Genomic DNA, 22,580 nt, shown 5'->3' on the forward strand with positions numbered 1-22,580 from the left:
TGTAACGGAGAGGGCTACATGCCCAGCTACGTCCACCCCTATCAGTACCCCTTGCCCGGGCATGCGATCGCCGCTGCACTCGACCCGAGCGAAGCCCGCGGCCAGGGACCATCCGCGCCGCGCCGCACGGCGCCGTCGACCAGGCATACATTGGGCCGCACTCTTCCTCCCCGCAGACCTTGAGAGTGCTTGGCGCGGTCGGGCTCAGGGCAGGTTCTGATCAGGCGCGTTCGCGGCGGACGAGCGCGGGAAGTCTTGCACAACTTGATCATCGGTACCTGATCAGAAACGTCCCGGACCCGGGTCAGCCCGAGACGCTCACCCGGCCGTTCTCAATGTGCCCCATCAGCCGGCGCAGGAAGGCGTCGTCCCCGTCGGCTGACGTCCAGGTCGTACCAGCCATGGGCGTCGGCCGCCGAGTGCACAACGGTGCGGCTGCGCCCCGGCTTGACCTTGACGGTCCTGGTCCAGACGTGCAGGTCCGCCTCGTCAACGTACCCCAGCGGCCGCACGGTGAAGGTGAGCGTCGTCCGGCCCGTGTTGCGTAGCGTGAGATGCGCGCGCGTGGTGCTTGATGCCGCGCTGACGGGGCATCTGGCTCAGCCGGGCCGTGGTGGGGCGGCGGTGCGTGGCGCCGGACCGCTACTTAGTGTAACCGGAAGTTGGCCTGCTAAACACGGTAAGTAAGAATGTGCGCTGGCCCCGTGTGCGTGTGCGACGTCAAGCCTGCGGACTGCGAGAGAGTCCATCGTCGCAGCAACGCCAGGCCAACCTGTGAGGGGACATCACAGACCTCAACAACTGCGCGACACCTCAGGCCTCCGACCAGTGTTCTGCTTGCCGGCCCCCAGTACGACTTCCCACTCGACAGGGTGACGAGGCTGCGGTTCTGCACTCGTCGGGGGTCCACTGCCGATACCAGAGCAGCATGATCACCAAGACGACGCGCGGCTTAGCGGCCGCCGCTCTCACCCTCCTGCCGCTGTTCGCCGCGACCCCTGCCCACGCGCAGGCGGACGTGCTCACCCTCGCGGACGGGATCCAGCGGCTGCCGCTGGCGGCTGAGTCCCGCGACGGCTACGAGCGCACCAAGTTCAAGCACTGGGTGGATGCCGACAAGAATTCATGCAACACCCGGGCCGAGGTGCTGGAGGCCGAGTCACGCATTCCTGTCACCGTGGAGCAGGGCTGCAAGATCATTGCCGGTGAGTGGTACTCGTACTACGGTGCGGCGTGAAGTCGCTCCTCATCAGCGGACGGCCCTCAAGGACGGGGTCGTCTACGGCTAAGTGATCAGAATAGTCGGTCCCCTATGTCGGATGGGGTCTTGGTAACGAGTCCGTGCTAAGCCGACTGACGCAGAACGCCCAAGGGCTCGCGGGGCACCTGGAGCTGAAAAGCTCAGAATGGCTCTTCTTCCGTAGTTAGAAGAGTGCGATCACCATCGGTCCCGGGGTATAGGAGGCGCCCTCCTTCGGGCACATCTGATAGGAGCGGAGCACCACCCCACGAGGCGGTCCCAGCGCCCCGCTGGCGGACCAACCGGGCGGGTCTGGCGTGTCCGTTCATCCGGCGGTACGCGGCACCTATGCGAGGGGCGGGCCATTCGCAGCCAGGGCAGTACAGCCATGCGGCCAAGCTTTACCCGGGCGGGTCACGGTGAGTCAGGAGTCGGGGTGCGCGTCCGTCTGCAATATCCACGCACCCCCCGGGCAGCCTGCGGGAAGCGGCGGGAACCGGTGCCCTTTCACGTCCGTGCTCCAGTGGTGCCCGGCCCCGCAGTCACACGCATAGATCCCACTCTCGGGCACGATCTCGCCCGGGTGCCATGACGTCTGTTCCTCGCTCATGTTCCCTGTGTACGACGACCCGCCCCTCACCGCTACTCAGGTCTATGGGGAGGCACCACCCTGGCTGGACTTCACGTCGCGGGCACTTCCTCTGGTCCGCCCGATGATCCAAACACAAACCGCCTAGTCACCGTGGTCGTCCTGCAGCGTGCGGCGACGTTCCTGTTCGCGCTTGGGGTAGGCGGCTGCCCGGATCGCCTCGTCGCTCTCCAATCCCGATCCCAGTGCGCCGCCCACCGTGGCCACCGAAGCAACGAACCAGGACAGCGTCCAGTACTCCGTGGCGTGAAGCGGGTTTCGTGTCATGGAAGCGAACACCTGGTCGTTGAGGATGAACAGCGCCCACACCCAGTTGATGACCAGCAAACCGGCGTAACAGACGAGCACCCCGATACCCACGGTCACGACGGTCGAGGCGTTGTAGAGAGCCGCCCTCTTCCTCGCCTCCGGCGAGAACTTCGCTGTTCGATGCCACAGGTTCGCGTCCACGATCAGCCAGCCGATCATGAGCCCGACAGAACCGACCATGGCGATGACGAGGCGAGGCGTGCTCAGGGACGCGGCCAGACTCCAGACGGTGGAGTTCACGGTGGCGATGGCTCCTGTGGCGAGTGCGGCCGCCAGGGCCTTGGACAGTCCCGGCACCAGCCGCCACGGCCGGTTGGCGCGGACCATACCGACGAGCACTCTGAGGTAACCGCGCGGCCCGCTGGTGACGTAGCGCAGATCGGCAGTCTCCTCCTCATCGACCGGGCCCGGATGGATGGGTGCGAGACGACCGACGAAGGGCCCCAGCGGTGGCCGGCTTCGCGGAGCTCCCTCAGCCTCGGTGGCCTGCGAGCCTGCCAGGCTGAGCACGACTTCTTCCACGGCCCGCTGGGCTTTTCTCTGCAGCCGCCAGCCCCCCAGTGAGGGAAGGGACAGTAGCGCCACGCCGTGTTCGTGACTCACATCCACAACGAGCTTGCGTCTGTGTGAGTGCAGCGGAAGGTCTGTGAGGGCCACGAGGATGTCCCAGTTCTCCGTCCTTCCGCGCTCCGTGACCCGGCGCATCAAGGTGCGCGGGTCCTCGGTCCCTGCGGTGAAGGGCTCGCTGACCACCTCGACGTCGAACCGCCGCCCCCGGCCTGACTTGTCGGCGAGCCGATCAGGAAGCATCTGGGCCATGCGCTCCGCGATCTCCGTCGGCGCGTCCGGGTCCGCGAGGAGAACCACGACCGTAACGCCCTGCGACGACACCGGCATGGCAGGGCCCCTTCTCGTCGGCTCCCCCGCGATCGCAAGTGCCCACAGGATGCCCCCGGGGTGACATCACGCGCCACGCGACACGCTGCTCCCGTCGGCGGGCACAGGCGATACGGCCTGCTCTCACCACCAGGGGGTGATTTTCGCGTATGTCACCGCGAACACCCGCTCGCGCCTGCCCCGCATGCCGGCCACCGGCCAACCGTTCGGTGTGTCCAAGCGGGGAGGACTGATCGATCATGCTCACTGCACGTGAGGCAACGGCACACTCGAGTCAATGATCCGGACGCTCGTGTGAGCGGCCCTGTGGCGGAGCCTGTCGCGCGGTTCCCGGCGCGATCAGGTAATCAGGAACGGTGGACAAGGACGGGACCGACCCCTTCGTGCATGTCCGGGGCGCCAGTGAGAACAACCTGCGGAACATCGATGTCGACGTTCCGCGGGACGCGATGGTCGCCTTCACCGGCGTCTCCGGCTCCGGCAAGTCCTCGCTCGCGTTCGGCACTCTCTACGCGGAGGCCCAGCGGCGTTACTTCGAGTCCGTAGCACCGTACGCCCGAAGGCTGTTGCAACAGGTCGGCGCACCTCACGTGCAGGAAATCACCGGACTGCCACCGGCCGTGGCCCTGCAGCAGCGACGCGGGTCGCCCAGCTCGCGCTCGACGGTCGGCACCCTCACCACGCTGTCCAATCTGCTGCGCATCCTGTACTCCCGCGCCGGCACCTATCCGCCCCGGGCCGCACGGCTGGAAGCCGAGTCGTTCTCACCCAACACCGCGGCCGGCGCCTGCCCGCAGTGCCACGGACTGGGCGTCGTGCACGACGTCGCCGAGGACCTCCTCGTCCCGGACCCCTCGCTGAGCATCCGCGAGGGGGCGATCGCCGCCTGGCCGGGCGCCTGGCAGGGCGCCAACCTGCGCAGTGTCGTAAGTGGCCTGGGGATCGACATCGACCGACCGTGGCGCAGGCTCAGGAAGAAGGACCGGGACTGGCTGCTGTACACGGACGAGCAGCCCTCCGTGTACATCGAGCCGGAGGAGGACCGCGTCGACTACGGCTACCAGGGCAAGTTCTGGAGCGCCCGCAAGCACGTCATGCACGTCCTCGCCGACTCCAAGAGCGAGAAGATGCGCGAACGGGCGCTCCGGTTCGTCAGGAGTGTGCCCTGCCCGGAGTGCCACGGCAGCGGACTGCGGCCTGAGGCGCTCGCCGTGACCTTCGCCGGGCATTCCATCGCCGAGATCAACGCGATGCCGCTCACCGAGGTCGTGGCGCTGCTGCGGCCCGTCGCGGGGCGGTCCGAGGCCGACGCCACCACGGCGACCGCCCGATCCGGGGAGACGACCGAGGTCGCTGTCCGGATCTGCGGCGATCTCGTCGCGCGGGTCGATGTGCTGCTCGACCTGGGCCTGGGATATCTCAGCCTCGGGCGCCGCTCGACGACCCTGTCGCCCGGCGAGGCGCAGCGCCTGCGGATCGCCACCCAGCTGCGCTCAGGGCTGTTCGGCGTCGTCTATGTCCTCGACGAACCCTCCGCGGGCCTGCACCCGGCTGATGCGGAACCGCTCCTGGACGTGCTGGACCGGCTCAAGGCGGCGGGCAACTCGCTGTTCGTCGTGGAGCACGACATGGATGTCGTACGACGGGCGGACTGGGTGGTCGACATCGGCCCCGGCGCGGGCGAGGGCGGCGGGCGTGTGCTGTACAGCGGCCCGGTCGCCGGCCTTGAGCGGGTGGAGGAGTCGGCCACGAGCCAGTACCTGTTCGGGCGCGCCAAGCCGCTCGATCACCGCCCGCGCACACCGCAGGGCTGGCTGCACCTGAGCGGCGTCTCCCGCCACAATCTGCACGACGTGTCCGTCGACGTACCGCTCTGCGTACTGACGGCCGTGACGGGCGTGTCCGGTTCCGGGAAATCGACGCTGGTGACGCAGGTGCTCGCCGAGGTCGTCCGCGGCCACCTCGGACTCGTACCCGAGGAGCCCGACGAGGCGCAGCTGGAGGTCGACGTCAAGGACGCCTCGGGGGTCGAGTCGTTCGACCGGCTGGTGCGGGTCGACCAGCGACCCATCGGCCGAACTCCCCGGTCCAACCTGGCCACGTACACGGGGATGTTCGACGCGGTGCGCAAGTTGTACGCGGCGACGGACGAGGCCAGGGCGCGCGGCTACTCGGCCGGGCGGTTCTCCTTCAACGTGCCCGAAGGGCGGTGCGAGACGTGCCAGGGCGAAGGATTCGTCGCGGTGGAACTGCTCTTCCTGCCTGGTACCTACGCGCCGTGCCCGACCTGCCAGGGCGCCCGGTACAACGCCGAAACTCTGGAAGTCACCTACCGAGGCAAGAACATCGCTGACGTGCTGGGGCTGTCCGTCGATGCCGCCGCTGAGTTTCTGTCCGCTGTCCCGGCCGCCTCCCGCAGTCTGGAGACGTTGCGCGAGGTGGGACTGGGGTACCTGCGGCTGGGGCAGCCGGCGACGGAGCTCAGCGGTGGTGAGGCGCAACGCATCAAACTGGCCACTGAACTGCAGCGGGCTGGCCGCGGCCACGCGCTCTACCTGCTCGACGAGCCGACGGCGGGGCTGCACCCCTCGGACGTGGCGCTGCTGCTGCGACAGCTGCACCGGCTCGTCGACGCCGGTAACACGGTCGTCCTGGTCGAGCACGACCTGGACACGATCGTCACCGCCGACTGGGTCATCGACCTCGGGCCGGGCGGCGGGGACGCGGGCGGGCGGGTGGTCGCGTCGGGTCCGCCGGCCAAGGTGGCGAAGGTTCGCCGAAGCGCCACCGCGCCCTATCTCGCGGCCCGGCTCACGCGCACCTGACGACGGCGTGAGGGGCTGAGCACCGGTCGGCCGGGTTCGGGGCGCAGGGTGGCGCGCGTCGCCATGCTGCGCCCCAGCTTGTGGCGGAGAGTGTGGTCCTGCACCCAGAGTCCGTTCCCGCGTAGACCGGACCGGCGCGCCCCGGGAAGGCTATGCGGCAGATGCCCGCCCTGGGGATGCAGTTCGCCGACAGCACCACCCACCCGCGCCTGCAGGCGGCCGACTGGGCGGCAGGCGCCACCCGGCATTGGGCGCAGCAGCGGGCAGGAGCCGGCGGTGACCAGTTCTCGAAGGACCTGGAGGCAGTGGCTCGGCCGTGGCTGGTCGACGGGATCTGACCGCCCAGCGCGATCACCTGACCCTGCGCATCGCTCACTCACCCACAGCAATACCGCTCCCTCTCCGGTGGAATAGCTGTCGAATCCGCACTCCCAGACCGCCGACGGCAAGTCGCGTGTTCGATTCATGTTCGAGTACTGTGGAGATTCAGTCAGGTGGTTTGGGTAGTTCTGTGGCATATCGGTGGTGAGGCGTGGTGAGCGGTGGAGTGCATCTGCATGTCGCCAGCGGCTACTCGGCCCGCTACGGCGCCTCTCAACCGCATGACATGGTCGCCCGGGCTGCCGAGCGTGGTGTCGAGGCGCTCGCACTGACCGACCGGGACAACGTCACCGGTACGGTCCGCTTCGCGAAGGCCGCGGCAGCAGCCGGAGTCCGGCCGATCTTCGGAGTCGACGTCGCCGTCGCCCCCCTTTCCTGGCCGTCAGGAACTCGCTTCGAGGCGGTAGCTGCCTCGCCCACAACAGCTTCACCGCTGACACCCCCGTCCTCATGGCAGACGGCACCAGCAAACCGATCAAGGACGTCAAGACCGGCGACAAGGTCCAAGCCGCCGACCCGGAGACAGGGAGGCGGGAACCCGCACCGTCACCGCCCTGATTGAGGGCAACGGGGACAAGCAACTCGTCGACCTCACGATCGGCACCGGACGTACGAAGGGGGCGAAGGCTGGCACCCTCACCGCCACGGACGGCCACCCCTCCTGGGTCCCCCGCACTCCACCAATGGGTCGAGGCGGAGACCTAAAGGCAGGACAGTGGCTGCAGACGAGCGCCGGCACGTGGGTACAAGTCACGGCCGTCAAAAACAAGACCGGATCAACGGCGGTCTACAACCTCACTGTTGACGACCTCCACACGTGCTATGTGCTGGCCGAAGCGACTCCCGTCCTTGTTCACAACGCGGGCGGCCTGCCATGCGGCAGGCCGCGGAGATGGTCAGACGGTCTTCGCCGGTCACGGTGACTGGAGTGTCTGGAACGGGTGGACTCGAATTCCCGAAGGGACATCGCTTGCGCTGAGAACCCGCGCGCTTCGGACCAGTCGACGGCGAAGGTGAAGCTGGGCGAGAGGCGTGCCGACGCCACCGGCGTCACGCTGAGGCTCACCGGCGAGGCCGCCGCGGCGCTCAACTCCGCATTGCGGAGCCAGGTGTTCTCCTCCGGCCTGACCGTCGGCACCGCTGACACCCGGCCCCGCTTCTGAGCACGCCGGCAGCGGCAGAAGGCCCCGGGCCGGGTGAAGTCCCGGGGCAACTCGGGTCCGCCCGTCCTGGCGCGGACCTCGCCGCAGCCGACGCCGCCCGGAGCTCGACCGCTCAGGTCTTCAGGAATTGTGCGAGACCCGCGACGAGGCGCTCCACGTCCTCCAAGTCGTTGTAGGGCGACAGTCCCACGCGCAGACCGCCGGTGTCACCGAGGCCCAGGTGCCGGGAGGCTTCGAGCGCGTAGAAGGACCCCGCCGGGGCGTGGACGCCGAGCGTCCCGAGGAAGTGGTAGGCATCCGCGGCGCGACGGTCGCGGAAGGTCAGCAGGAGCGTGGGGGTCCTGTCCGCAGCCCGTGAGTACGCGGTCACTCCGTCGAGGGCGTACAAGCCGCTCTCCGCGGTTTCGCGGAGAGCGGTCTCGTGGGTCTCGATCGCCGCGTAGGCCGACCGCAGCAGCTCCCGCCTGCCGCCCTGCCGGTCGGGGGCGAGGTCCGCGATGAAGTTCACGGCCGCGGTGGTCCCGGCAAGCGTCTCGTACGGCAGCGTGCCGAGTTCGAAGCGCTCGGGGACGGCGTCACTGGACGGGGCCAGCTTGTCCGAGCGCAGGGTCGCGAGGAGCGCGGGGTCGGCCGCGAGCACGCCGTGGTGGGGGCCGAAGAATTTGTACGGGGAGCAGACCACGAAATCGGCGCCGCGGCAACGCGCGTCCATCGACGCGTGCGCGGCGAGATGGACAGCGTCGACGTGCAGGAGCGCACCGGCTTCGTGCACGAGCGACGCGATGGCCGGGAGGTCGGGCCGGGTCCCGATCAGGTTCGACGCGCCGGTCACGGCAACCAGACGGGTACGCGGGGAGAGCAGCGCACCGATGGCCTCCGGCGACAGCTCACCCGTGGCGGGGTCGAAATCCGCCCAGCGGACGACTGCGCCGGCCCGTTCGGCGGCCTGGATCCACGGCCGGATGTTGGCGTCGTGGTCGAGCCGGGAGACGATCACCTCGTCGCCGGCCGTCCACCCCGCGGCGAGGGCTCGGGAAAGGTCGTAGGTGAGCTGGGTGGCGCTGCGGCCGAAGACGACGCCGTCCGGATCGGCGCCCATCAGGTCGGCCATCGCGCACCGGAAGTCACCCACGATCCGCTCGGCGTTGATCTCGCCGGGAGCGACCGCCCCACGGATCGACAGGGGCGCTGCGAGGGCGCCCGCGATGGCTTCGATGACGGGCGCCGGAGTCTGGGTGCCGCCGGGGCCGTCGAAGTGCGCGATGCCGGACCCCAGGGCGGGGAACCGGGCGCGCAGAGCGCTGACGTCGTACATCACGGAGGTCCTCACGTCGCAATGCCGGGGCCGCTGCGGGCCCGGAGCGGGCCGGCCACGGGTCCGTTACCGCATCCGCAGCAGACAGGAGCGGCCCGGTGCGATCATCGCAGAGGGCTTCCGTACACGACAGACCGCCCACGGCGAGCTGCGTATTCGACCGGTCTCTTCGCTCTCACCAGCCGGCCGTGCCCGGTTCGCCCTTGAACGGGCCCTGGATCTCGGAGGTGATCCACCCTCCGTAGAAGTCACCTGCCTGAGGACTCACGGTCTCGCCGTCGACCGAGCAACGGTCGACTCGGGTGGGGTAGAAGGCGAAGTGCCCGGCCAGCTTCGCGTAGGCGTCCACCGGGTCGGGGTAGTTCCAGGCCGCCCTGGCCGAGACCTGGTCACCCGCTTTCAGGTTCCAGTACGCGGCTTCTCCCTTCCACTCGCACCAGCTGCGGTGCGCGTCCGCGAGCAGCCGGTTGAGGGCCACGTCGTCGGCCGGGATGTAGAACACCGGGGGATGGCTGGTCTCCAGCACCCGGACGGCGCGGCGCGAATCGGCGATCACCGTCCCCGCGAACTCGACCACCACGTGCCGGTCGTCCAGCAGTGCGACAGGAGGCCGCGGATAGTCCCACACCGATTCGGGCGTGCGCTCGGTGCGGCTGTCCGGTTCTCCGTTCGTCATGGTCAGCTCCTGTCGTCCGCGGTCAAGGTCGGTCAGCACCCGGACCGATTCGCGGCCCGGAGACAGAGTCTCGGGGCCGCCCGTCGTCCGCCAGCTGGACCGTCCGCGGCGGGCTCGAACGGGACGGGTAGTCCGCGGACGCCTCGCGGAAAGGGCGGCCGCGTCCCGCGACTTCGGTCTTCGCGGTTCGTTCCTACCCGTTTCGAGCGAGGGCGTCCCGGTAACCCCCGGGCTGTCACCCGCACCGCCCCTCCCAACGGAGCGAGGCTGCCTGCTGGTGCGGAGGGGTCGGGCAGGTCGGCTACCCGACCCCACCGCGAGGGGACGGCTGGATCCTGACCGCCAGGGGGGGCGGCCGGCCCTTGGCTGTCCCCGGTCAGTGATCAGCGACGGTGGTGGTGTCCGCGGTACTGACCCCAGGACTCGGTGTCGACGGTACGGCCCCGATTGTCGCGGAGGGTGGCGGTGTCGGAGTAGTCGTCCCAGACGTAGTCGCGTCGGTCCTGGTAAAGGTCGGTGCGGGTATCACGGCCGATGCCGGTGTGGACGCGGACGGTGGCACGCCCGGCGAGGCGGACATCGTCGAAACGGTAGCGGTTGCCGTCCGCGTCGCGCAGGGTCCAGCCGTCCAGGTTGACCGCGCGCCGGCTCTGGTTGGTGAGCTCGACCCACTCACCGTTCAGCGACCGGTTGGAGCCGTTGTCGCGGCCGGGGCTGTTGGCCTGGACATCGCTGATCACCACGCGGGGCTGGGGGCGGTGACGGTCGTGGTCCTGCGCGGAAGCCGGCAGAGCGACGGCCGAGACGAGAGCGCCGGCCGTCAGGACGGTCGCGGCGATACGGCGGGAGGCAGAAGAAGCGGACAAGTGATGTCTCCTCGAAAAAAAGTGCCCGCGCCGGTCGGTAGAGGCGGCTTGGGCGGTGCGGTTCCCCGACCCGTCCCGGGCCGAGAACCGGAACTCTGCTCCCACGGGACCGCGCCCGAGGGGCCCGACCGGACCAGTTACCAAGCACGGACATTTCCGCAACTCTCACCTGTAAGTTGCATACATCACAAACAGGCATGGTCCTGACATTCGCTGACCACTGCACCCACCCGTTCAACGATCAACAGCAAGCCCTTCCACCGGCCGGCGCACAACCCGGGCCCCACACCGGCGCACCACCCACACGGCGGATCCGATCGCCGTAACAGCCAATAACCCCAGCCGCTCGCACACCTGAACTGGAAGCACACACCCGTATGCCGGATGAAGGCAGAGAACGCCCACGTCGCGAGCCCCACCGGGCCTGCACCGAGGAACCTCTATCGGCCGTCCGGCCAGGAGATGGGCCATGCCGCGAAGCGTCGTATCCGGCATCGGAGACAACCAGAATGTCGCGGTCAGCCTGCTTCCAACGGCATGTCTCGAAGTGGTCCGTGGCCACCCGGCGGACCTGGGCGGCAGTGACCTCGGCGACATCGCCGTCCGGCCCCAGCCGCAGCGCGTTCAGGATCTGACACCGGGATGTCCGGCCCGACTCCTGCGCGGCGACGCGCGAGTGGGCCAGCCGGGCAACAACTGGTCTGAGGACCGACGCTGCGGCGTAGACATGACAGACAAAGTGGTCCGCGCTGAGCGGCTCGTCCGGTCAGTCCCTGGGCCCGAAGAGTGCCAGAAGCCGTGCGCGCTGGTGGGTGCCGAGGCCCTGGACGCGGCGGCTCTCGGAGACGCCTAGGTCGGCGAGGAGTTGGCTGGCGCGGACCGTGCCGATGCCGGGGAGCGATTCGAGGATGCGGCGCATCCGGAGCTTGCCGACCACGTCGTCATCCCGGGCGAGCAAGTCAGCAAGCTGCAGAGTTCCCGCCTTGAGCTGGGCCATCAGGTCGCCGCGCTCCTTGCGGACGGCCACCGCCTTCTGAAGTGCCTCGGTTCTCTGAGACGGGGTCAGTGCGGGCAGAGCCATTGGTGTCACTCTCCTGCTTCTCGTGACGAGCAAAACACTCATCACCCTCCCGCTTCCCGCTCTTCCTCGATCCATTCGGCGTTAGCCCGCCGTGCGGCGGCCAGTTCGGGGATCGTCTCGAAGCTCACCCTTCGAGCACAAACACAGGCCAGGCCCCCTGCAGCCCCACTAGAAATTACGCTGCGTTCGACGGACATGATCACGCGTCCCGTGCTCGGCGGCACAGCCCACCGGCGGCGAGCGGAGGTGAGCCGCCGCGAGCGAGGCGGCGCCCCCGTATCGTCGTGTGCTCTCCGCGCGAGCGTAGGTGAGCCGCTCCCGACTGGGCGGGGTCAACAGCCCTCCCAGCACCCACGCCGATATCGACCTCCGCCTCGGCACATACGAGGCGATGCAGTGCCGCGTTCGCCTGTCGGTTTCCGCCCCGGTTCAACCGGCGATGCTGCCTGCTGCCCGATGAGTACTCCACCGGACTCGCCCCGCACAGAGCGGCGAACGACGCCTCACCCCGTAGACGATCATCGTTGTCGCCTATAGCCGTCAGCAGGACAGCGGCACTGTGTGGTCCGATTCCAACCGCGCTGATGAGCCTGGGGTAATGACAGCTGATCAGAGTCGACAGGCGCTTCTCCAGCAGCCCCGCGTGAAGCCTGAGAGTCTCGTTACGCTCCGCCAGCAAGCGCAATGAAAAACGCGTCGCCCGCTCTACAGGATCGTCACCCCCGTCCCTCTGTGGCCCCCCGAAACCAGTCGATGCAACTAGCCAGCAGCGTTGCCATCGTCCGCCCCAGCGGCAGGGACATGGGCGCCTCGACCCCGTCAGGCCACATCGTTCACCCCGCAGAGAAGCGTGCCGCGACACGCCGTACCCCCGTCCGCACCTGCCGACGGGGGTACGCATCTCACACATCGCTCTCACCAACACCGCGGACGCTCCTGGATCAAAGCGGCTGGACCTGCACTTATGTGCCCTACACGGACCAGCCTGGACCGCACGAGACACGGACTACCACCTGTGCCAGGTGGTACCGAGGGAGGGGCCGATCACCAGTACAGGTGCGTCTTCTGGCCCGTCAAAGCGGTTTGCAGGGTTTCGACCTTCTTCTCACTCACCCGCTCACGCTCCCACATCTCACATTCTCTTCGTGAGCGCGGGCGGAGCCACTCGCCAGACCTCCCCACCTGTCGGCAGCCGCCCGTGGATCCACCACATCCGGCCTGTGATCGGCACTCGGTTGTCCAACAGGGCAGTGAGACAGTTCACGCGCGTACAGGCGGCAGTCGGATCGTGCGTGCGAACGCGCCGGAAGCGGGTGTTCCAGGACGTCATGCGGGGCCCAGCAGGACGGCGGTGTCGTCAGGCATCGGGGTGATCGCCCTTGTCTCGGTGACCGGGTCCAGTTGTCCGTTGGAGCGGATGACGAAGAGGACGTCGTGGTCCGGCGGGATCGGTACGGAGCCGGGCTGCAGCAGGAAGCGGGCGCCCCGTCCGTATCGCTCCGCGAGGAGATGGCGGACGAGTGGCCGGCCGAAGAGGATGTCCCCTCCGGTGTACGGGGCGACCACGCCGTGGCTCTGCAGCGGCGGCCCCACCCGGTAGACGGGTCCCTGCACGTTGTCCTTGATCACGACCGAGGCGAGTGCGTTGAAGTCGTCGTCGTCGGTGAGGAGAAGCACCGCCGAGACGCCCTCCAGGCGTGCGCGGGGGTTGGTTGCGGTCGCGAGCATCTCCCCGTGAGCGAGTTCGATGCCGGCTGAGGCGATCCGATCACGCTCCTCATCGAGCCCGGCCCACATCAGCACGTCCAGTCCCGCCGACTCCAGAGCCTCGCCCAGGCCGATCACCCACGGTTCTCCCCCGACCAGGAGCGGTCGCGTCCGCGATGTGCGGACGACGCCCAACTTCCGGGCCACGGGCGCGGCGGTCAGGGCGTACAGCAGGACCGTTCCGACGATCACCAGGAAGGTGATCGGGAGAATCTTGGCGGCACCGGGCAGCCCCTTCTGCACCAGCGTGGCGGCGAAGGCCGACGCGGTCGAGGCGGCGACGATGCCGCGCGGGGCCATCCATCCGAGGAAGCGCCACTCCCCACCGGTCAGAGTGGTTCCCCGGGAAGCGCAGAACGCCACAACTGGCCGCACCACGAAGACGAGGATCACGATCAGCACCAGCGACGGGATGAGGACGGGAACCACGGACGCGGGGGTGACGGCGGAGGAGATGGAGATGAAGAGCAGGCCGATGATCAGCTGGACGAGCGTTCCGAAGAACGGCCTGCGGGCAGGCATGTCCAGGCCGGGGAGGTTGGTGACGGCGAGTCCGGTGACGATAGCCGCGATGAGGCCCGTGTCGTCACGGGCGATGTCACAGCCGGCGGAGACGAGGATCACCGTCGCCAGCTGCGCCAGGGTGCCGAGCATCTCTCCGAGCCGCAGCTTGCGCAGCGTGAGCCAGAGGAGCGCGGTGCCCACGGCGCCGCCCGCGATGCCCACGCCCATGCTGATGAGGAACTGCCCGATCTGGTAGCCGCGGCCGATGTCGATCTGGTGCGACGTCGCCACGGCGTGGAAGACGACGGCCCCGAGGATGCCGCCGATCGGGTCGGTCAGGGTGCCTTCCCAGATCAGGATGCGCCGGACGTTCTCCGTCGGCCGGACGTACTCGAGTAGCGGACCCACGACGGTGGGGCCCGACACGACAAGGATGATCCCGATCATCGCGGCCACCCTGAGAGGGATGCCGAACAGCGCCGGTCCCATGCCCCCGACGGCGAAGAACGTGACCACGATGCCGATGACCAGCAGCCGTCCCACGATCTTGCGGGTCTCGCCGGTGAGGTTGCGCAGGTTCAGTCCCAGGCCGGCGTCGTAGAGGATCACCGCGACGGACAGCGAGACCAGCGAGGGGAAGTCCGGGCCCACGAGGCGTCCGGGATGGATGACATCGGTCAGGGCGCCTGCGGTGAAGCCGACCGGCAGCAGCAGGATCAGTGCGGGCACGTGCAGTCTGTTCGCCAGGATCTGCGAGCCCGTGGCGAGGGCGACGGTAAGGGCGATCCCCAGGAGGATGTCTTCGCCGGTCATGGCAGTCGTCCTCTTTCCCTATGTCTGCGGCCGGTGGGATTCAATCGTGTCCACGAACCCCGTGCCGCCTTCCGTAGCCGGACGCGGGTGTTCTCCACCTGATCGGCCCTGCGGCGGTCCGGACGTCAAGGGGACCGCAGGGCGGCGGCAAGGGCATCGACGACGGGGTCGTGGGGCGGGCCGCCACATCCACCTTCGGGGTTCGCCGTGTGGGCCGCGCGGGTGACGGGGGTTTCGAAGTGGGGCTGCACGGGCGCGCCGGTCCGCTGCCCGCGGAGCATGGTGCTTTCGTCGTGGTGCATGTGACGGACTGGACGCCGTCCCGGGCGGCCGGTCGGCAACAGCCCTTGTCCGGTGGGTCGCTCACGTTCCGTCGGGGGACGCGTCGGGTCCGCGAGGGGGCGAGCTGTCTGCAAACCTCAAGGAGGGATCGTGGTGGCGGGAAACGCCGAGGAGAGTCGCACGACGCCGAGCACGCAACTGCTCCGGGGGCAGAAGGCTCTCGTGACCGGTTCCAACTCCGGCATCGGCATGGCGACAGCCCTCGCCCTGGGCCGGGCCGGAGCGGACGTCGTGGTCAACTACGTGGTCGGCGCCGACGAGGCCGAGAAGGTCGTGGAGCAGATCCGGGGCTTCGGGGTCCGCTCCTACGCCCATGAGGCCGACGTGTCCGACGAGGACCAGGTGGTCGGCATGGTCGACCGGATGGTGCGGGAGTTCGGCACCATCGACATCATGGTGCCCAACGCCGGTCTCCAACGCGACGCGCCCCTGACGGAGATGTCCCTCGCCCAGTGGCAGAAGGTCATCGACGTCAACCTCACCGGGCAGTTCCTGTGTGCCCGGGAGGCCGCCAAGGAGTTCATGCGCCGCGGCGTCGTCGCGGACGTGTCCCGGTCGGCGGGGAAGATCGTCTGCATGAGCTCGGTCCACCAGATCGTCCCGTGGGCGGGCCATGTCAACTACGCCTCCTCCAAAGGCGGCGTCGGCATGATGATGCAGACTCTCGCCCAGGAGCTCGCGCCGCACCGTATCCGGGTGAACGCGGTCGCTCCCGGAGCGATCCGCACGCCCATCAACAAGTCCGCCTGGGACACGCCGGAGGCCGAGGCCGAGCTTCTCAAGCTGATCCCGTACCGACGCGTCGGAGATCCGGACGACATCGCGAACGCCGTCGTCGCGATGGCCTCCGACCTGCTCGACTACGTCGTCGGCACCACGCTCTACGTCGACGGCGGGATGACGCTCTTCCCCGGCTTCGCCACTGGCGGTTGAGGCCGGTGGAGGACCATGTCACGCCCCGACGGGTGGTGATCATCGGCGGGGGGTTCGCGGGGCTGTTCGCCGCCCGTGCCCTGCGACGTGCACCGGTAGCGGTCACGGTGGTCGACCGCCGGGCCCATCACCTGTTCCAGCCGCTGCTCTACCAGTGCGCGGCCGGGATCCTGTCCGAGGGACAGATCGCGCAACCGCTGCGCGCGGTCCTGCGCCGCCATCACAACGTGCGCTGTCTGCTCGCCGACGCCACCGATGTGGACGTCACGTCCCGGCTCGTCCATGCCGGACGGCCCGGGGGCGGCACCGTCGTGCTGCCCTACGACGACCTGATCGTCGCGGTCGGCATGCGCCAGTCCTACTTCGGGCATGACGAGTTCGCCGCCCACGCCCCGGGAATGAAGACGCTCGACGACGCGCTGGAGATCCGCCGCCGGCTCTACCGGGCATTCGAGATGGCAGAGACCGCCGCGGACGAGGAGGAACGGCGGCAGTGGCTGACCTTCGCGCTGGTCGGCGGCGGCCCGACCGGTGTGGAACTCGCCGGACAGATCCGGGAGATCGCCGGCCACACGCTCGACCGTGAGTTCCGGACCATCGATCCCGCCGAGGCCCGGGTTCTGCTCTTCGAAGGGTCGGGCGCGGTGCTGGGCACCTTCGGCCCCGCCCTGGCCGGCCGTGCCGCCCAAGCCCTGAGCGATCTCGGTGTGGAGCTCCACCTGGGCACGAGGGTCACCGACATCGACGCCGACGGCCTGACCGTCCGGGACGGGGAGGGCACGTCCACCCGTTTCGCGGCGCGCACCGTCCTGTGGACGGCGGGAGTCGAGGCACCCCCCGTCGCCCGCGCGCTGGCGCGGGCCGCCGGTGCCACCCAGGACCGGGCCGGCCGGCTGGCGGTCGAACCCGACCTGACCCTTGCCGGCCATCCGGAGATCCGCGTGGTGGGCGACGTGATGGGGCTGAACCACCTGCCGGGGCTGGCCGAGGTCGCCATGCAGACCGGTGCGTACGCGGGCAGGGCCGTGCGCCACGCCGTGGAGGGCCGGAAGAAGCCACTCAAACCCTTCCGGTACCTCGACCTGGGCAGCGCCGCCTACATCTGCCGCGGCCGGGCCGTGGTCAAGGCAGGTTCGCTGCACCTGTCGGGTGTGCCGGGCTGGCTGACGTGGCTCTTCATCCATGTCGCCTTTCTGACGGGATTCCGCAGCAGGTTCGGCGCGGTGCTCAGTTGGGCCGTCGTCTTCGCCTCCGGCGCGCGGCGCGAGCGCGCCTTCACTTTGCCTGACACCGCCATGCCGGCCGACCCGGCAGCGGGATCCGGAGCGGCCACACCTCTGCCCTGAGCCGGCCGTCGGCCCTGCTCACCCCAGCCACTCTCCTGTACCTCCAGTCCCCGCCACGGGCGGGGCAGAACAACGAGGCACCCATGCTCAGCACCGCAATTCATCTGGCGAGCAGTACCCCGCCGCAGCTTCTGCCGGCCCGCGAACTGATGGCCTTCACCCTGGCCTCCCACATCCTGCTGGTGCCGTTCGGAGTCGCCCTGCCTCTCATCACCGTGCTGATGCACTACCGGGGGCTGCGCCGCAACGACGCCGTGGCGCTGAAGCTCGCCCGTCGCTGGTCGGCGGTGATGGCGGTGCAGTTCGCCATCGGCATCATCACGGGCACCGTGCTGTCCTTGGAGTTCGGCCTGCTGTGGCCCGGGTTGATGGGGCGCTGGGGCGACGTGTTCGGGCTCGGTTTCGGCGTGGAGGCGTGGGCGTTCTTCCTGGAGGCCGTCCTGATCGCGATCTACCTGTACGGCTGGCGCCGGCTCAGGCCCTGGACGCACTTCTGGCTGGCCGTGCCGCTACCGCTGACCGCGCTGATGGGCTCGTTCGGCATCATCGCGGCGAACTCCTGGATGAACACCCCGCAGGGCTTCACCCTCGACGCCCAGGGCAAGCCGGTGGACGTCGATGTCCGGCAGGCGGTCTTCACCCCGATGTTCGGCCCGGAGTACTGGCACTTCGTGGTCGCGATGTTCATGACCGCCGGATTCGTGGTCGCGGGCGTGTACGCGGTCGGCTGGCTGCGCGGGCGCCGCGACCGCTACCACAAGCTCGGTTTCACGCTGCCGTTCACCGTTGCCACGATCCTCACCCCCGTACAGTTCTTCCTCGGTGACTCGGCCGCGCGGGCGGTCTTCCACAAGCAGCCGGTCAAGTTCGCCGCCATGGAGATCGTCTGGAAGACCGACACACATGTGCCGGAATACGTGTTCGGGCGACTGAACAGCGACGGCACCGTCGCCGGCGGAATCAAGATCCCCCAACTGGACTCGATCCTCGCCGGATTCAAGCCCAGTACGCAGGTGCCCGGCCTCACCTCGGTCCCGGCGGCCGACCGCCCCACGCCGACGCAGGCCACCATCGTGCACTTCGCCTTCGACATCATGGCCACCATCGGCAGTGTGCTGATCCTGCTCGCCCTGTGGTACGCGTGGATCTGGTGGCGGCACCGTGACCTGCCGCTCAACCGCTGGTTCTTCCGCTGCGCGGCGGTCGCCGGTGCGGCGTGCCTGATCACGGTGGAATGCGGATGGATCACCACCGAGGTCGGCCGCCAGCCGTGGATCGTCTACAACAGGATGCGGGTGTCGGAGGCCGTCACCCACACCCAGGCCGCAGGGATCTGGAGCATGCTCGGCATCGTCGTGGTCGTGTACGTGGCCGTGTTCGGGTCCTTCCTGGCGGTCGTGCTGAAAATGCGGACCCGCTGGCGTGTCGCCGACGAGGCAGCGGCCGGCGCGCGAGCCGCCGTGGATCCCGAAGTCGACACTCCGTACGGGCCCAGAGGCGGGTCCGATCCCGCACCCGTCGGCACCGCAACCGGCAGCGGGTCCGACCGTCCGGCAGGTGGTGCGTCATGATGGCCGACCTGATCGCCTGGGTGATGGTGCTCGCGATCGCCGCGTACGCCTCCGGCGGCGGTACCGACTACGGCGCGGGTTTCTGGGATCTGCTGGCGGGCGGTGCCCGGCGCGGCCGTCGGCCGCGCTGGCTGATCGACCACGCCATGGCGCCGGTCTGGGAGGTAAACAACGTCTGGCTGATCTTCGTTCTGATCATCATGTGGACCGGGTTCCCGACGATGTTCCAGGCCGTCTTCACCGCCCTGTGGCTGCCGCTGGCTCTCGCGGCCGTCGGCATGGTCCTGCGCGGGGCGGGGTTCGCGCTGCGCAAGCCGACCCGGCGGCTGGCCCAACGACGCATCTACGGCGGGGTGTTCGCGATCGCCTCGCTGGTCACGCCCTACTTCCTCGGGGCGGTGCTCGGCGGCGTCGCCTCGGGCCGCGTGAAGGTGGGCACGGCCGCCGACGCACGCGTGTGGACCGGTGCGACCTCGGTCATGGCAGGTCTGCTGGCCATCGCGGCCACCGCCTTCCTCGGCGCGGTGTTCCTCGGCGCGGACGCCCGGCGGTTCGACGCGGACGATCTCGTCGACTACTTCCGCCTGCGGGCGCTGCTCGCTTTCGGCGCTGTCGTGGTCCTCGCTGTCATCGCCCTTCCCGTCACCCACGACGACGCCCGCTACGTCTGGGAAGGCCTCACCCGGGGACTGGGCCTGCTGATGATGGTGCTGGCCGCGCTCTGCGCGGTGACGACGGTGCTGCTGGTGCTGTTCCGGTCCCACCGCTGGTCCCGTCACACCTCGGTGGCGAGCGTCGCGCTGGCGGTGGTGGCATGGGGTTTCGCGCAGCGGCCCTACCTGCTGCCGACCTCGCTGACGGTGTCGCAGGGAGCGGGCGCGGCGCACAGCCTGCGCTGGCTGGCGCTGGTCTCGCTCATCGCGGTCGTACTGGTGGGTCCCGCGCTGGTGCTGCTCTACCGGCTGGACACGAAGGGTGAGCTGGAACCGCTCACCGACGCCGACACACGGGCTGCGGGCCTGCCCGGGGACAACGTGTGACGTAGCCCGGCCGGGCCCGGTGGACCCGTCCGTCAGCGCAGTCGCTCGATCAGGTGGTCACCGACCCGCAGGGCGTTGGCGATGGCCGTCAGCGACGGGTTCACGGCGCCGATGCTCGGGAAGAACGACGTGTCCACGACGTAGAGGTTGTCGAGGTCGTGGGCCTTGCAGTTGACGTCCAGCGCCGAAGCGGCCGGGTCCGCGCCGAACCGGATGGTGCCGGCCTGGTGGGCAGTGGCCCCGATGGGCATCCCCTTGTGCAGGTAGATGCTGTGCGGCAGCAGATGGTGCTCGTGCATCCCCAGGTGCCCGAGCATTCCCTGCAGTTTGTGCTGGAGCCGCTTCAGGCCGGCGATGTTGTTCTTCTCGTCGAGAGCCAGATGGATGCCGCCGTCCTCGTCGAGGGTGACACGGCTCTCGGGCAGCGGCAGGTCCTCGCCGCACAGCCAGAAGTCCACGGCGTGATGCGCGAGCATCTCGAACGGCATGTCGGGTGTCACCTTGCCGGCCCAGCGCGGCGCCTCGCCATGGATCTGGTCGGCGTCGGACTTGCCGAGCATCTGGATCCCGCCGAGCGGGTAGTCCCAGTCGTCCGCGCCCAGGTACCAGTCGTGCAGGGCCAGGGTCTTCTGGAACTTGGTCGGGTTCGGCTCCTTCGACACCGCCATCAGCGCCGTGTTGTTGTGCCGCATGTAGTGCCGGCCCACCACGTCCGACCTGTTGGCCAGGCCGCCCGGATGCCGGTCGTTCGCCGAACGCAGCAGGAGCGCGGCTGAGTTGACCGCCCCGCAGGCGACCACCACGATGTCGGCACTGAACCGTTCGGTCGTCCCGTCCGCGAGTTCGGTCACCACGCCGGTGACGGTGCGGCCCGTCGCATCGGTCTCCAGGCGCCGCACGTCGGCTTTCGTCAGCATCGTGACGTTGTCGTGCGCGAGAGCGGGGTCGACGCAGATCACCTGGGCGTCGGATTTGGCGCCCAGCAGGCAGGGGAACCCGTCGACCCGCTCGCAGCGGATACAGGCGCTGGCGTGCGTGGCCCGGCCGTGCTCGTCCTGCGTGAGGTTCACCCCGATCGGGAGGTGGAAGGGGTGCAGTCCCCGCTTCTCCAGGTCGTCGTTGAGCTGCTGGATGCGGGGCTCGTGTTCCACCGGCGGGTGGGGGTACTGGCCACTGGCCGCGCCTTCGGTGGGGTCCTCGCCGTGCCGTCCGTGCACCAGGTAGAGCTGCTCGGCCTGGGTGTAGTACGGCTCCAGGTCCTCGTAGCGGATCGGCCAGGCCGGGGAGATCCCGCCGTGGTGGCGGAGTTCCCCGAAGTCCTCCGGGCGCAACCGGAACAGCGCGGCGCCGTAGAACTTGGTGTTGCCTCCGACGTAGTAGTTGGCCTCCGGGGTGAACGGCTCGCCGTGCTTGTCGTACCAGAGCTCCGGGGCCAGGTACTTGCCCTGGACGAACACCGCGGTGGACTCCCAGTTGTCCCGCTCCCGGGGCAGGTAGTCGCCGCGTTCCAGGATCAGGACGCGCTTGCCGCTGGGGGCCAGTCGGTGGGCGAGGGTGCCGCCGCCCGCTCCGGTGCCGATGACGATGACGTCGTAGTGCTGGTCGTCGGCCATAGCAGGGCCCCGTTCCTGGAGTCGTCGGCCGCCACGGTCCGGACGTGCGGGAGACCCGCGCTGGGGCTGCCCGGACGGTTGGCTGCCAGAAGGTGATATTGGTACTGAATCGGAAGCTATCGTGATAATTCGAGGGCGTCGCGCGGACGGCGGGGGGCAGGCCCGTCTTCACCTGATCGCCCGCCGGGCGGCCGTTGCCCCGTCGAGCCGCCGGACGGATCCACGGGCCGGGGATATACAGGGGCCGGCAGCGGCAGCCGAGACCCCGCGCGGTGCCCGCGTGGTGGTGACATCCGGCCCCTCACAGGACGGCGATGGGGTTGACCGGTGAGCCGGTGGCCGCAGGCAGCCGCAGCGGGGCGATCGCGCACAGGAACGACCAGCGGTCCTGCGCCGCACAGAGCGGGGCCAGGTCCTCGAACTGCAGGTAGTCCAGCAGATGAAGGCCCATGGCGTGGATGCCCAGCACGTGCACCGGAAAGCCCACGCCCTCGGTGGAGCTGGGAGCGGTGTCGTTGTTGCCGTCGCTGCCCAGTACGCAGACCCGGCGTTCCGCGAGGAACTCCAGAGCGGTGGGGTGGAGTCCGGCTCTCGCATCCGACGTCTTCCACGCCCCCAGCTCGGCTCGGCGCCGCCGGTGGCCCACCCGCACGAACAGCAGGTCGCCCTCGGTCACCCGAACGTGCTGGGCCTCCTCCGCCGCAACCAGGTCGCCGGCGGTGACGTGGTCCCCGGGCTCGAGCCAGGGCACGCCGCGCAGCCGGGGAATGTCCAGCAGCACACCACGTCCGACGATCCCGTCGCGGAGCGAGTCCACCGACAGTGCCGTCGCTCCGGCCGGCGTGACGCTGCTCGCCGCCACGCCGCCGTGCAGGGTGCCGTCGTAGATCACGTGACACAGGGCGTCGAGGTGGCTGTCGGTGTCCCCGTGCACGTTCATGGCGAAGCTGTCCCTGGCGAAGTGGAGGCCGCTCGCCGTGCCCTGCTCCCCCCAACTGCGCATCTCATGCCTGGCGGGCTCGGGACTGTCAGGGCCCGGCGACGTCTCCACCGGCGCGGCGAGCGTGACCGTGCGCCCGGTCCTCACCTCGCCCGCGGCTGCCCTCACCCGGCCGGGGGTGAGGGCAGCCAGTGCGCCGCGCTCACCGGCGGCCCAGGAGGTGACCGAGGCCAAGCTCCGGTACAGCGCGTCGAACTGCGCTGCCGTCAATCGTGCCGTGGCCGCCGGGCGACCGTGGGTGACCATGTG

The 22,580-nt window shown here is 69.2% G+C and carries 20 protein-coding genes and 3 pseudogenes; 10 read left to right on the forward strand and 13 right to left on the reverse strand.

Annotated elements, in window-relative coordinates; genetic code table 11:
• Positions 1-304: 304 nt before the first annotated feature.
• Positions 305-557: pseudogene (locus tag LNW71_RS02930) on the reverse strand (phospholipase domain-containing protein); the annotation flags it as partial.
• 371 nt (positions 558-928) lie between these two features.
• Here LNW71_RS02930 and LNW71_RS02935 point away from each other — a divergent pair.
• Positions 929-1,237, forward strand: coding sequence for a hypothetical protein (locus LNW71_RS02935; RefSeq protein ID WP_250966777.1), 309 nt, complete (start codon positions 929-931; stop codon positions 1,235-1,237).
• A gap of 427 nt (positions 1,238-1,664) precedes the next feature.
• Here the strand turns inward: LNW71_RS02935 and LNW71_RS36360 are convergent, their stop codons facing one another.
• On the reverse strand, positions 1,665-1,850 hold the full coding sequence (locus tag LNW71_RS36360; RefSeq protein ID WP_308294448.1) for a hypothetical protein: 186 nt from the start codon (positions 1,848-1,850) through the stop codon (positions 1,665-1,667).
• Between the two features lie 123 nt (positions 1,851-1,973).
• Complete coding sequence (locus LNW71_RS02940) at positions 1,974-3,095, reverse strand: hypothetical protein (protein WP_250966778.1); 1,122 nt, start codon at positions 3,093-3,095, stop codon at positions 1,974-1,976.
• Positions 3,096-3,451: 356 nt separating this feature from the next.
• Between LNW71_RS02940 and uvrA the strand changes: the two genes are divergently transcribed.
• The 5 genes and pseudogenes from uvrA (at position 3,452) to LNW71_RS02960 (ending at position 7,464) form a co-directional block, all read left to right on the forward strand.
• Positions 3,452-5,920: an excinuclease ABC subunit UvrA gene (gene uvrA, locus LNW71_RS02945; protein WP_250966779.1), complete on the forward strand. Its 2,469-nt coding sequence runs from the start codon at positions 3,452-3,454 to the stop codon at positions 5,918-5,920.
• 152 nt (positions 5,921-6,072) lie between these two features.
• Entirely contained in the window at positions 6,073-6,258 is a 186-nt protein-coding gene (locus tag LNW71_RS02950) for a hypothetical protein (RefSeq protein ID WP_250966780.1), read from the forward strand.
• 197 nt (positions 6,259-6,455) lie between these two features.
• A pseudogene (locus LNW71_RS02955) lies at positions 6,456-6,689 on the forward strand (PHP domain-containing protein); the annotation flags it as partial.
• Between the two features lie 169 nt (positions 6,690-6,858).
• Complete coding sequence (locus LNW71_RS36780) at positions 6,859-7,224, forward strand: polymorphic toxin-type HINT domain-containing protein (RefSeq protein ID WP_374119504.1); 366 nt, start codon at positions 6,859-6,861, stop codon at positions 7,222-7,224.
• Positions 7,225-7,314: 90 nt separating this feature from the next.
• Positions 7,315-7,464: a hypothetical protein gene (locus LNW71_RS02960; RefSeq protein WP_250966781.1), complete on the forward strand. Its 150-nt coding sequence runs from the start codon at positions 7,315-7,317 to the stop codon at positions 7,462-7,464.
• A gap of 112 nt (positions 7,465-7,576) precedes the next feature.
• Here the strand turns inward: LNW71_RS02960 and LNW71_RS02965 are convergent, their stop codons facing one another.
• The 8 genes and pseudogenes from LNW71_RS02965 to LNW71_RS02990 all read right to left on the reverse strand — a co-directional run bounded on the left by LNW71_RS02965 (position 7,577) and on the right by LNW71_RS02990 (position 14,486).
• On the reverse strand, positions 7,577-8,782 hold the full coding sequence (locus LNW71_RS02965) for a cysteine desulfurase-like protein (RefSeq protein ID WP_250971882.1): 1,206 nt from the start codon (positions 8,780-8,782) through the stop codon (positions 7,577-7,579).
• Between the two features lie 172 nt (positions 8,783-8,954).
• Positions 8,955-9,455, reverse strand: a complete 501-nt coding sequence (locus LNW71_RS02970; protein WP_250966782.1) for a DUF427 domain-containing protein — start codon at positions 9,453-9,455, stop codon at positions 8,955-8,957.
• Positions 9,456-9,838: 383 nt separating this feature from the next.
• On the reverse strand, positions 9,839-10,321 hold the full coding sequence (locus tag LNW71_RS02975; RefSeq protein ID WP_250966783.1) for a lamin tail domain-containing protein: 483 nt from the start codon (positions 10,319-10,321) through the stop codon (positions 9,839-9,841).
• Positions 10,322-10,562: 241 nt separating this feature from the next.
• A complete protein-coding gene (locus LNW71_RS36785; protein WP_374119505.1) occupies positions 10,563-11,006 on the reverse strand; it encodes a hypothetical protein in 444 nt (147 codons plus the stop codon).
• Between the two features lie 81 nt (positions 11,007-11,087).
• Positions 11,088-11,402, reverse strand: a complete 315-nt coding sequence (mihF, locus tag LNW71_RS02980; protein ID WP_250966784.1) for an integration host factor, actinobacterial type — start codon at positions 11,400-11,402, stop codon at positions 11,088-11,090.
• Positions 11,403-11,601: 199 nt separating this feature from the next.
• Entirely contained in the window at positions 11,602-12,312 is a 711-nt protein-coding gene (locus LNW71_RS36790; RefSeq protein ID WP_374119329.1) for a transposase, read from the reverse strand.
• Between the two features lie 99 nt (positions 12,313-12,411).
• A pseudogene (locus LNW71_RS36795) lies at positions 12,412-12,533 on the reverse strand (3-oxoadipate enol-lactone hydrolase); the annotation flags it as partial.
• Between the two features lie 195 nt (positions 12,534-12,728).
• Positions 12,729-14,486, reverse strand: coding sequence for a sodium:proton antiporter (locus LNW71_RS02990; RefSeq protein WP_250966785.1), 1,758 nt, complete (start codon positions 14,484-14,486; stop codon positions 12,729-12,731).
• A 435-nt stretch (positions 14,487-14,921) separates the two neighbouring features.
• Here LNW71_RS02990 and LNW71_RS02995 point away from each other — a divergent pair, with 435 nt between their 5' ends.
• The 4 genes from LNW71_RS02995 (at position 14,922) to LNW71_RS03010 (ending at position 19,718) form a co-directional block, all read left to right on the forward strand.
• Positions 14,922-15,761 (forward strand): SDR family oxidoreductase, encoded by an 840-nt coding sequence (locus LNW71_RS02995; protein ID WP_308294556.1) that lies wholly within the window; start codon positions 14,922-14,924, stop codon positions 15,759-15,761.
• 5 nt (positions 15,762-15,766) lie between these two features.
• Positions 15,767-17,107, forward strand: coding sequence for an NAD(P)/FAD-dependent oxidoreductase (locus tag LNW71_RS03000; protein ID WP_250966786.1), 1,341 nt, complete (start codon positions 15,767-15,769; stop codon positions 17,105-17,107).
• A gap of 83 nt (positions 17,108-17,190) precedes the next feature.
• Positions 17,191-18,678, forward strand: coding sequence for a cytochrome ubiquinol oxidase subunit I (locus LNW71_RS03005; protein ID WP_250966787.1), 1,488 nt, complete (start codon positions 17,191-17,193; stop codon positions 18,676-18,678).
• Positions 18,675-19,718 carry a cytochrome d ubiquinol oxidase subunit II gene (locus tag LNW71_RS03010; protein ID WP_250966788.1) on the forward strand — a complete coding sequence of 348 codons (1,044 nt, stop codon included), beginning with the start codon at positions 18,675-18,677 and terminating at the stop codon, positions 19,716-19,718. Before LNW71_RS03005 ends, LNW71_RS03010 begins: the two co-directional genes overlap by 4 nt.
• A 32-nt stretch (positions 19,719-19,750) precedes the next feature.
• Here LNW71_RS03010 and LNW71_RS03015 read toward each other — a convergent pair whose 3' ends face one another.
• Positions 19,751-21,331, reverse strand: a complete 1,581-nt coding sequence (locus tag LNW71_RS03015; protein ID WP_250966789.1) for a GMC family oxidoreductase — start codon at positions 21,329-21,331, stop codon at positions 19,751-19,753.
• A 301-nt stretch (positions 21,332-21,632) separates the two neighbouring features.
• Positions 21,633-22,577, reverse strand: a complete 945-nt coding sequence (locus tag LNW71_RS03020) for a cyclase family protein (RefSeq protein WP_250966790.1) — start codon at positions 22,575-22,577, stop codon at positions 21,633-21,635.
• Positions 22,578-22,580: the final 3 nt, after the last annotated feature.

The organism is Streptomyces sp. RKAG290, from assembly GCF_023701695.1.
GTDB lineage: Bacteria > Actinomycetota > Actinomycetes > Streptomycetales > Streptomycetaceae > Streptomyces.

Excerpts from the sequence above, each read along its gene's own strand:
- LNW71_RS02990 (WP_250966785.1), bottom strand. The coding sequence starts at position 14,486 with ATGACCGGCGAAGACATCCTCCTGGGGATCGCCCTTACCGTCGCCCTC.
- LNW71_RS03015 (WP_250966789.1), bottom strand. The coding sequence starts at position 21,331 with ATGGCCGACGACCAGCACTACGACGTCATCGTCATCGGCACCGGAGCG.
- LNW71_RS02950 (WP_250966780.1), top strand. The coding sequence starts at position 6,073 with ATGCGGCAGATGCCCGCCCTGGGGATGCAGTTCGCCGACAGCACCACC.
- LNW71_RS36790 (WP_374119329.1), bottom strand. The coding sequence starts at position 12,312 with ATGTGTGAGATGCGTACCCCCGTCGGCAGGTGCGGACGGGGGTACGGC.
- LNW71_RS03005 (WP_250966787.1), top strand. The coding sequence starts at position 17,191 with ATGCTCAGCACCGCAATTCATCTGGCGAGCAGTACCCCGCCGCAGCTT.
- mihF (WP_250966784.1), bottom strand. The coding sequence starts at position 11,402 with ATGGCTCTGCCCGCACTGACCCCGTCTCAGAGAACCGAGGCACTTCAG.
- LNW71_RS02940 (WP_250966778.1), bottom strand. The coding sequence starts at position 3,095 with ATGCCGGTGTCGTCGCAGGGCGTTACGGTCGTGGTTCTCCTCGCGGAC.
- LNW71_RS02970 (WP_250966782.1), bottom strand. The coding sequence starts at position 9,455 with ATGACGAACGGAGAACCGGACAGCCGCACCGAGCGCACGCCCGAATCG.
- LNW71_RS36360 (WP_308294448.1), bottom strand. The coding sequence starts at position 1,850 with ATGAGCGAGGAACAGACGTCATGGCACCCGGGCGAGATCGTGCCCGAG.
- LNW71_RS02935 (WP_250966777.1), top strand. The coding sequence starts at position 929 with ATGATCACCAAGACGACGCGCGGCTTAGCGGCCGCCGCTCTCACCCTC.
- LNW71_RS03020 (WP_250966790.1), bottom strand. The coding sequence starts at position 22,577 with ATGGTCACCCACGGTCGCCCGGCGGCCACGGCACGATTGACGGCAGCG.
- LNW71_RS03010 (WP_250966788.1), top strand. The coding sequence starts at position 18,675 with ATGATGGCCGACCTGATCGCCTGGGTGATGGTGCTCGCGATCGCCGCG.